Raw genomic sequence first — 9,405 nt, forward strand, 5'->3', positions numbered from 1 at the left:
GGCAGCAACGTCATGACGTTCGGATTTCTCATCAATAAAAACTCTTTTGTCCGAGCCCCTTTTCAATGAAAGAGCGATAGGATAAAAAACAAACGGAAGCATTAATGTCCCTCTTCATAAGGGGCGTCATCAATATGATCATGGGCAGACATTATCATTTCCGTGTTTTCTTGGTCAGGATTAAAAAATGCTGAGATGGCTTGACGGTTTTTTTCAAAATCAAGCTCCAGCACTTGCCCAGCATGGGAATAGGTACGATCTACATAACCATTTTCAATCGGAATTCGCAGCGTTTCAATTTCTTCAACTGGGTTTAACAAAAAATCACGACCTAAGCTAATGACTTTTCCTGTTGTAATATTTGTATCAATATAAGGTTCGATTTGGCCAATCAGTCGAGGTACTCGCGTTAAGCCTGAAAGAGAAAGTAATTCATCTTTCAATAAGCTAAGCATTTCTTGTTGGCGAGCAACACGTCCAAAGTCGTTGTTGCTATCACTTCGAAAGCGAACATAGTTTAGAGCCTGCTGTCCATCTAACGTCTGAACGCCAGGTTGAAAGTCAATGTAGGTGTTGGACGATTGATAGTACATCCGATTTTTTATGTCTAGTTCTATTCCATTTGGTGCAATGGCATCAACGAGACTGACAAAACCATCAAAATTGACCATGGCATAATAATGGACGTCAAGGTCAAAATTTTCTTTGATTGTTTGTCGGAGCAATTCAGGCCCCCCAAAGAAGAAGGCTGCATTGATTTTATTGTCTTGGTAACCAGGAATGGATACGTAGGAGTCACGCATGATGGAGGCAAGCTTTGCTGTTCCGTCTTTTGGTGAATATTGTGCGACCATGATTGTATCCGTTCGGGCAGGTTCATTTTCCTCTGTATCAACTCCGATTAATAACACATTTAACGTTTCTTCATTTTCAGGCTTATCTGGAGTGAATTGGAGTTCTTGCGAAGGGTCCAAGCTTCCTTCATTTGCGTTGTCAGTCGCTTCAAGCTTGCTCATTGATTCTGAGCGGCCTGTTTCATATTGAATGGCGCCATAAGCAACAGAGAAAATGAACAATGAAGCAAATATGCTAAGGATAATATATCGTTTTTTTATGCGCTTTTTTTTCGCTTTTTTTTGTTTTCGTTCCATTCTTGAATTCATCCCAGATTAACCTCCTCAACCTAGCCATTCTAATTATATCAGAAATAATCCGTTTTTTTCTGCATGAAACGTGATTTTTCGTCATATGGACATGTTTTTTTTAAAAGATAACGTGATGAATAAATGCGAAATCATTGAGCAAAACTAGAAAATGACATAAATATTTACAAGCTATTCATTTGATTTGTTGTTACTATTATGGGTTTACTGGAATAACTTCATGAAACATAATTTTGGTAAGGCTGAAGGTAAATAAAGTAAATAGAAAGTTTCTATTTAAACTGTTTTGAAGTAAAACTTGTAAATAGTGGAGGCGGACTATCTGAAGATTGATGGAAGAATCTATGTAATGAACCATTTCCCTTTAGCTATGACTTAAAACAAAAAGGCTGTGGTCCCGTTGATGAGACGTTAGCCTTTTTGCTTTTTATGTATCACCCAATTAATCGCTTCTTCCTTTGTTTGAATCATCTTCTCTAGCATCGCACATTCAACGGATAGGAGCATTTCGCTAAAAATGGGGCCCGGTTCGAAGCCGAGCAATTTTAAATCCTCGCCGGTCAAGAGAGGGACAAGGTTGTTCCTTTTTTTTACATAGCTTTCAATTAATGCAGCATGTTGTTCAAATGGTTTTGCTGCAAAAAATTGCAAGCTTTCTTCTTTGAACAGTCTACATAGCGAGTGAAGCTCTCCGTAGGAAAGGTTTCTTTCGTGCTTAAAATAGTCTTTTAAACGACTAACTTCGGTCAAAAATCTTTTTTGCTGATGTGTAAAGGCAAGCTTTTGCAGTGAGCTTTCCCACGCCTCCTCTGTATATCCGATCACAGCTAGGCAGGAAAACCAGTCTAAATCTTTAGAAAGAATCGGCCGTTTCTCCAACCAGTTTTTTAAATGAGCCTCATTGTTAACAGTGAAGGGAAAACCAATAAGTGTCTTCCAAATTTTTAATGCATCTAACATTTGAAACGATGGAACGACATGTGGTTCAGAGCAAATGAGCTGTAGCTCATTGGCAAGGCGTTCATTGGACAACAATTTCACCAGTTCGCACGCTTCTTGGGCTAATTTCCAGGTTGCTGCTTCAATTTTATACATAAGTCTTGTGGCAAAGCGGACCGCACGAAAAATGCGGGTAGGATCGTCAATAAAGCTTAAATGGTGGAGAACACGAATCTGTTTTTTTTCAAGGTCTGCTTTGCCATGAAAATAATCGATTAATTGACCAAATGAAGAAGGGTTTAATTGTATGGCCATCGTATTAATCGTAAAATCACGTCTTGCCAAATCAGCCCGTAGATTTGATTTCTCAACGGTTGGTAAAGCTGCTGGAGCTTTATAAGATTCTGTTCGAGCGGAAACAAGATCAATTTTTTGGCCTTTTGCTGTTATCCATGTAGCTGTACCAAAGGAAGGATGAAACGTAACTTTACCACCAAACAGCATCTGCAATTCTTTGGCAAAAGCGGTGCCGTCCCCCTCAACGACAACATCAATATCCTCGTTTGGACGTCCTAGTAATAGATCGCGTACGATTCCGCCAACTAAAAAAACGTTCAATTTTTGTGCATCTCCCCTTTGACCTAAAATTTGCAGCAAGGCAAAAAGGCTTGGAGAAAGTGCTTTTTTTAATAACGGAGCATATGTAGTCATATCAAAACTCCTTTTGTGCATGTGAAAATGCAAGATAGTAATGCAATCCATTTCCTTTAGATAAATTCCTTCAGCTTGCTCTATCTAAATCGACCAAGCCTTTTATCATTCCATTTTAACAAAAAGAAGCCGAAAAAAAACCTAACGAGTATGAAGTCGCTAGGCTTTTATGATTCCATTCTACAAATGAGCTTCAATGAGTAGCCCTTTCACAGGTAAGGGGTGTTGTTCATACGCAGAAAGAGGTGAAGTTTTTGTCAAACGAACCTTCATAAATGAGCGATATTTCTTCAACACCATTTTTTTAAATGCACCAATTTGTTTTAAATTTGCAGCTTGTGCATGAGATAAATAGTGTACAAACCGATCCACATCTAATTCTAAAAAGCCTTCATTTGTTTCTAAAATACCAAGCTCCGATAGCTGCTTTGAGAAAGACTGATAAACCGTTCGTATATCCTCAAAATAGCTCGTGCCGGCTATTCTGTCAAAGGGGAGAAGAGCAAAGATGGCTTCATTGTATTTCTGGATAAGATCGAATGTGTGTTTGAACAGCTCATATTCTTTGGTAGATAATGCTTGAGCTGCTTCATGATGTTCATTGTCTTTTTCATTTAGCGTCTTGGGTTCTGATTTTAAGTTTTGTAGTTTTTCATAGTAATGCTCATAAGATAGAAGAAAATTATCAGACGGTAAGGAGGTAGCATTTTTAGAAATGGAGATTGCTTCGCTTTTTTCAACTGGATTGAAGCCTTGAAAAGCGCTTGATCTTGTGACTTGATCAACGACCATTCTATCTGTGCGAAGAGAAGAAATTCTTGAGATTCTACTCATCTTGCCACCACCTTTAGCGTTTGATGTGCTTGCTTATATATGTATCATATTCCCCAATGTAAGGAATGTTAAGCACATTTATCTTTGAAAATTTTTATAAGAAAAAGAAAGAGGCTGGGATAAAAGTTTTTATAGATGAGAAATCCGAACGTCATGATCGTTGCTGCATGCAATCGCTTCGGAAATATCCTTCGCTTTTTGCGGGTAGCTGGTGAGCCTCCTTGTGGGGTCTCACCCTTGGTCCCAGCCTCCTCTATTCGATTATTTCGCAAAGATATGGTTACCAATCACAATCGTTTGCTGTCGCGTTGCAACATAATTACTCGTTGCTTTTTGGGGGTTATAAAAGAAAAGCGATCCTGCACCCTGCCCACGGAAACGCAAAGCCTCCTCAACAGCTCGATGTGATTCTGCGTCTGCGGGTTTGTTAATTTCACCGTTTTTTACAGGAGAAAATGCGTAATAACCTGAATTCTTTTCATAAATGACTTCACGAACACTATTTGGAAACTTGTCACTGTCCACACGATTGAGCACAACTGTTGCTACTGCCACTTTTCCTGCATAGGGTTCACCTTTGGCTTCAGCGTGCACAAGACGGGCGAGTAAGTCCCGTTCTGACGCTGTTACGGCTGCGGGAATCGTTAACCGCTCACGAGCATATAGGACATTTGATGTCTTTTGATTCATTCGTTTAATCGCTTCAACAGGGACCCCATATTGCTTACTTAGGTTGTAAAGAGATTCTCCTGGAGAAACTGTATGCTGTCTTGTGCTGGCCTCAGCAATGTTATTGACAGAAATTAAAGTAAGAGTGATTCCTAAACAAATTGCTAGAATCCATTTGTACATAATTAACTTCCTTTCTATAATGTTCTCTCTATCAAACTAGCAAATGTTTGCATTGAAATCTTTAACTAAAATTTCCCAAATGAATTGATAGAGTCGTCCAAGAGGTTGTGGCTGCAAGGACGAACAGCGATTTTTACAATCGTGTAACGAAATATGAAGAATTCTATAAAAAACTGCATATTTTCTATTGGTAAGCTGACGATTAATCCTATAAAAGCGTTGGTATAAAAGGGTTAAATTGATTTTTGAAAGAATGGAGATATGAATAGTTATGCAAGAATTACCATGTTCATAGGTGAAAAAAATGTGCTAGAGTGATTTGTGTAAGGCAACTTCATCACGAAAAATCAAGGAGGATACAACATGAAGAAATTAGTTGTTACGACTTTATTAGCCGGAGCAATGCTTAGTGGGTTTGCTGGACAAGCAGATGCGGCACAGCCTCTTCAAGTACAAACAAAGGTTATTCAAGTTCAGGACGTGAACCAACTGAACCAATTGTTACAGCAATTCAGCCAAGCTCAAGTTCAATATAAAAATGGTCAGATTTTTGTTCAAATGCCAGGTCTACAGCCTAAGGCAGGACAACCGAAAGTAGACCAACCAAAGCAACAAACGCCAGTTCAGGCACCTAAGCAAAATAATCCTGCTCCACAACAGCCGAAAGCTGAACAGCCAGCTCAGCCTGCGAAAGCTGAACAAGCAGTTCAAGGCTTAACACAAGATGAGCAAAAAATGGTCGATCTAGTGAATCAGGAACGTCAAAAGCAAGGTCTTGCACCATTAAAAGTGGATTTAGAGCTTACGAAGGTTGCACGTATTAAAGCAAAGGATATGATTGATAAAAACTACTTTGATCACAACTCGCCAACGTATGGTTCACCATTTGACATGATGAATCAATTTGGAATTAAGTACAATACGGCTGGGGAAAACCTTGCTGGAAACCAAACGGTAGAAGCAGCACATCAAGGATTGATGAATTCCCAAGGACACCGTGCCAACATTTTAAATTCAAGCTTTAAAGAAGTAGGTATTGGAGTAGTGGAAGGCGGTCCTTACGGTAAAATGTTCGTTCAACTGTTCAAAGGCTAATAGAATGAATGAGAAGACCTCTCTAATTGGAGAGGTCTTCTTTAAAGCTAAGTAAGTAGAAAATGAGACAGATGAGGGAGGGCGTGTCCGATTGTATGTTTAAATTTTACGCAGTTTTACTTCATCCACTTGATGATGCTTTCCTTTATGTAAAATTAAATCAGCTCGATGACGTGTTGGACGGATGTTTTTTTCTAAGTTGACTTTATTAATGGTTGTCCAAATATCTTTGGCAAACGCATAGGCTTCATCATCTGATAAGTGACGAAACTGGTGAAAATAGGATTGTGGTTGCTGAAAGGCTGTATTTCGTAAAACTTTAAACCGCTCGATATACCAATTCATGATATCTTCTTCTTGGGCATCGACATAAATTGAAAAATCAAAAAAGTCAGAAACAAAAACATCAGGTATTAGGCCGTCTTTTTTACCTACTTGCAGCACATTGATTCCTTCGACAATAACAATATCAGGCTGATTGATCCTTTGAACCTGGTTGGAAAGAACATCGTAGGTTAAGTGCGAATAAACAGGCACTTCTACTTCGGGAACACCCGCCTTAATATCGGCTAAAAATTGAATCAGCTTATGGATATCGTAGCTTTCCGGAAAGCCTTTTCTCTTCATCAAACCACGTTCTTCAAGGAACGCATTTGGATACAAAAATCCGTCTGTCGTTACAAGGTCTACACTTGGATGTGCAGGCCAATGGGAGAGCAACATCTGTATAAGCCGAGCTGTCGTACTTTTTCCAACTGAGACACTTCCAGCAATACCAATCACAAACGGAATTTTTTCTGTTTTTTTATTGAAAAAGAGATGGGTTTTTTGATGAAGCTGTTGGAAAGCGCTTGCATGCATATGTAAAAGCTGAGCGAGTGGAACATAGACTTCGGCAACCTCTGATAAGGAGATTTGTTCATTCACACCTTGAATATCTTTTAAGTCTTTATCGGTTATTGAAAAAGAGGGGAATTCTTTTAATGAAGCCCATTCCTTTCGCGAAAAGGTGGTGTATGGAAAAAAGTTTTGTGTGTCGATCATGAATGATGCTCCTTTAAATAGACTGGGAACTACTAGGCTCTATTTTACATGAATAAGTGAACGAAAACATCCGTTATTTTAATATAGACAAAAACGGAAGGAGAGTATTGGCGGATTTATATTTTCTTTCGGATCACAAAAGTGCAAGATTATCTTTCATGTTCATGTAGAAGCTCACCTAGTATAATAGGGAGGATGAATCGCAAGACAGAAAGAAGTTGGAAACGATGAAACTGATTATTGCAGAAAAACCAGATCAAGGGAAGAAATTGGCAGAGCCCTTTCCACATCAGAAAAAACAAGGATTTATAGAAATCAAGCCGTGTCCTACTTTCCCTATGGGGGCATATGTCACATGGGCGGTAGGTCATCTTTGTGAATTGAAACCGCCGGAGCATTACGATCCGAAGTGGAAGCGATGGAGCCTTCAAACCCTTCCGATGATCCCCGAACGGTTTGAACATCAGGTACAGCGTGGAAAAGGGAAACAGTTTCAAGTGATAAAATCACTCGTGCAAAATCAAAAGGTATCAGAAATCATTATGGCCGGTGATGCTGGTCGTGAGGGAGAGCTTATCGTCCGCTTAATTTTATCGCTTTGTCGCTCCACAAAACCGCAAAAACGATTGTGGATCTCTTCTTTGACAAAAGAAGCGGTGAAACGAGGCTTCCAACAGATGAAAACAGAAGAGGAAACACGCCCCCTTTACTATGAAGCGCTAAGTCGATCTTGCGCAGATTGGCTTGTTGGCTTGAACGCCTCTCGAGCATATACCTTGCTGTTGAAGGAACAAGGCATTCATGATTTATTTTCAACAGGACGTGTTCAAACACCTACGCTCTCCTTAATTGTTCAGCGAGAAAAAGAAATTATTAACTTTAAGTCAAAGCCATTTTGGGAAGTGAATGCTACGTTTAAGATGCAAGGACAAACCTACGTGGGTACATGGCATAAAAAAGGGGAGACTCGCATCCTTGAGAAAAAAATGGCTGAGGCAATCTCTCAGTTTTGCCTTGGGAAAAAAGCGAAGATTACGAGCGTAGAAGAAAAAAAGGAAGTGCAGAAGCCTCCCTATTTGTTTAATTTGTCTAGTTTGCAAGCGACTGCAAATAAACGTTATACGTTCTCACCGAAAAAAACGCTTGATTTAGCGCAAAAGCTCTATGTTAAAGGGTATCTTTCATACCCAAGAACGGATTCGAGTTTTATAACAAAGGAGGAAGCACGCGCCTTTCCACAAATTCTAAAGGCTCTTTCTACGTTTGATGCCTATAAAAAGTATTTTCCGCTTCCAATTAAAACCATTAGTAACGACAGGCGCTATGTCAATCCGGCGAAAGTGACCGACCATCACGCAATTATTCCAACCGAACAGCTACCGAAGCTTGAGTCATTGTCAAAAGAGGAAAAAGCCATTTACGATCTTGTCGTGCTCCAGGTAATCGCTGCCCATTTTCCATCTGCGATTGCCAAGCACACAACGATTGAAACGGAGGTGGACGAGCGTGCAACCTTTGTGACAAAGGGGAAGCAGATGCTTGAACGGGGCTGGCGGCACGTCTTATTTCCAGACGAGCAAAAAGATCAAAATATGGAGGTGCCTCATGTGGAGAAGGGCTGGAATGGTGACGTTCTTACGACTGAAGTTCGTGAGGGAAAAACGAAACCGCCGCACCGTTTCACTGAGGGACAATTAATAACGTTAATGAAAACGGCTGGGAAATACCTTGAAGATGAAGCATTGGAAAAGGTGTTAATGCAAACGGAAGGACTTGGAACAGAGGCAACAAGAGCAGGGATTATTTCAATTTTAAAAGACCGTGGCTATATTCAAGTGACGAAAAATCAGGTGTACGCTACAGAAAAAGGACAATTGCTGATCGAGGCGTTAGGGGACAGTGTTTTAACGTCGCCAGAAATGACGGCAAAATGGGAACAACGTCTTTTAGAAATCGGTCGAGGAGAGGCTGACCCGAAACGGTTTATGGAGCAAGTCAAAAAGCTGTCTCAGCATTTAATTGAAGAAGCTTATGAGCGATCGAAAGCATGGGATTTTTCTTCATTTGATACATCGTCTATCCAACGCCAAACGAAACGTAAGAGCAAAGGGGGAGCTATCGTTGGTACGTGCAAGAGCTGTGGTGGCAGCCTTTTGGATCGAGGAGCGTTTTACGGATGTGCGGAGTATCGAAAAAAAGGCTGTACCTTTACGATATCAAAAATGATTCTCGGTAAAAAAATTTCGCAAGCCAATGTGAAGCGTCTTTTGATAGAAGGAAAAACCAATGTCATAAAAGGCTTTAAAAAAGGAGAGAAAACATTTCAAGCTGCTCTTGCTTGGGATGAGAAGAAGGGTGGACTTACGTTTCTTTTTGAAGATAAAAAGGATACGAGCACATAGAAAAAAGGGATGGACATTTGTCTGTCCTTTTTATTTTTAATCACTACTTCTTCCTGTAATAAAAGAGCATGCCTTTTCCGCAACGATTTGTTATTTATGTTTCATTGCTAGCCCTGTCACGAACCTATTTTTACACATACATTACAACAGGAGTAGAGGCATGAAGGGGTGTGTAGATGGGAACGGTGCGAACCGATAAATGGCTTACATGGTATTTAACACATTTGCGAAAGGCAACCTTTTTAGGACAGAGATATGAATTGCAACGTAAATATTTGATCCTACCATTAAAAAAAATCTTTCGGCACCCCCAAACGGATCAGCTTCATCAACAGCTGCTTATGCAGGGCTTGTTTTATCCTGAT

Annotated in this window: 7 protein-coding genes and 1 pseudogene; 3 read left to right on the forward strand and 5 right to left on the reverse strand. The window is 39.9% G+C overall.

Annotated elements, in window-relative coordinates:
- Positions 1–101 precede the first annotated feature (101 nt).
- The 4 genes from BLT_RS0106060 to BLT_RS0106075 all read right to left on the reverse strand — a co-directional run bounded on the left by BLT_RS0106060 (position 102) and on the right by BLT_RS0106075 (position 4,499).
- The gene (locus BLT_RS0106060; protein ID WP_017726913.1) at positions 102–1,163 is read right to left on the reverse strand and encodes an LCP family protein; all 1,062 of its coding nucleotides are present in this window, start codon (positions 1,161–1,163) and stop codon (positions 102–104) included.
- Between the two features lie 411 nt (positions 1,164–1,574).
- Complete coding sequence (locus tag BLT_RS0106065) at positions 1,575–2,813, reverse strand: CCA tRNA nucleotidyltransferase (protein WP_017726914.1); 1,239 nt, start codon at positions 2,811–2,813, stop codon at positions 1,575–1,577.
- A gap of 180 nt (positions 2,814–2,993) precedes the next feature.
- The gene (locus tag BLT_RS0106070) at positions 2,994–3,647 is read right to left on the reverse strand and encodes a hypothetical protein (protein ID WP_017726915.1); all 654 of its coding nucleotides are present in this window, start codon (positions 3,645–3,647) and stop codon (positions 2,994–2,996) included.
- A gap of 261 nt (positions 3,648–3,908) precedes the next feature.
- Positions 3,909–4,499, reverse strand: a complete 591-nt coding sequence (locus BLT_RS0106075) for a cell wall hydrolase (RefSeq protein WP_017726916.1) — start codon at positions 4,497–4,499, stop codon at positions 3,909–3,911.
- Positions 4,500–4,862: 363 nt separating this feature from the next.
- On the opposite strand from BLT_RS0106075, the gene BLT_RS0106080 reads away from it, so the two are divergent.
- Positions 4,863–5,594 carry a CAP domain-containing protein gene (locus tag BLT_RS0106080; protein WP_017726917.1) on the forward strand — a complete coding sequence of 244 codons (732 nt, stop codon included), beginning with the start codon at positions 4,863–4,865 and terminating at the stop codon, positions 5,592–5,594.
- Positions 5,595–5,693: 99 nt separating this feature from the next.
- Here BLT_RS0106080 and coaA read toward each other — a convergent pair whose 3' ends face one another.
- Complete coding sequence (coaA, locus tag BLT_RS0106085; protein WP_017726918.1) at positions 5,694–6,638, reverse strand: type I pantothenate kinase; 945 nt, start codon at positions 6,636–6,638, stop codon at positions 5,694–5,696.
- Between the two features lie 227 nt (positions 6,639–6,865).
- Here coaA and BLT_RS0106090 point away from each other — a divergent pair, with 227 nt between their 5' ends.
- Positions 6,866–9,040 carry a DNA topoisomerase III gene (locus tag BLT_RS0106090; protein ID WP_035425603.1) on the forward strand — a complete coding sequence of 725 codons (2,175 nt, stop codon included), beginning with the start codon at positions 6,866–6,868 and terminating at the stop codon, positions 9,038–9,040.
- Between the two features lie 176 nt (positions 9,041–9,216).
- Positions 9,217–9,405, forward strand: a pseudogene (locus BLT_RS21525) (DUF2268 domain-containing protein); the annotation flags it as partial.

Source organism: Halalkalibacterium ligniniphilum, from assembly GCF_000334155.1.
GTDB classification, from domain to species: Bacteria; Bacillota; Bacilli; order Bacillales; family Bacillaceae_D; genus Halalkalibacterium; species Halalkalibacterium ligniniphilum.

Excerpts from the sequence above, each read along its gene's own strand:
- BLT_RS0106060 (WP_017726913.1), bottom strand. The coding sequence starts at position 1,163 with ATGAATTCAAGAATGGAACGAAAACAAAAAAAAGCGAAAAAAAAGCGC.
- BLT_RS0106065 (WP_017726914.1), bottom strand. The coding sequence starts at position 2,813 with ATGACTACATATGCTCCGTTATTAAAAAAAGCACTTTCTCCAAGCCTT.
- BLT_RS0106070 (WP_017726915.1), bottom strand. The coding sequence starts at position 3,647 with ATGAGTAGAATCTCAAGAATTTCTTCTCTTCGCACAGATAGAATGGTC.
- BLT_RS0106075 (WP_017726916.1), bottom strand. The coding sequence starts at position 4,499 with ATGTACAAATGGATTCTAGCAATTTGTTTAGGAATCACTCTTACTTTA.
- BLT_RS0106080 (WP_017726917.1), top strand. The coding sequence starts at position 4,863 with ATGAAGAAATTAGTTGTTACGACTTTATTAGCCGGAGCAATGCTTAGT.
- coaA (WP_017726918.1), bottom strand. The coding sequence starts at position 6,638 with ATGATCGACACACAAAACTTTTTTCCATACACCACCTTTTCGCGAAAG.
- BLT_RS0106090 (WP_035425603.1), top strand. The coding sequence starts at position 6,866 with ATGAAACTGATTATTGCAGAAAAACCAGATCAAGGGAAGAAATTGGCA.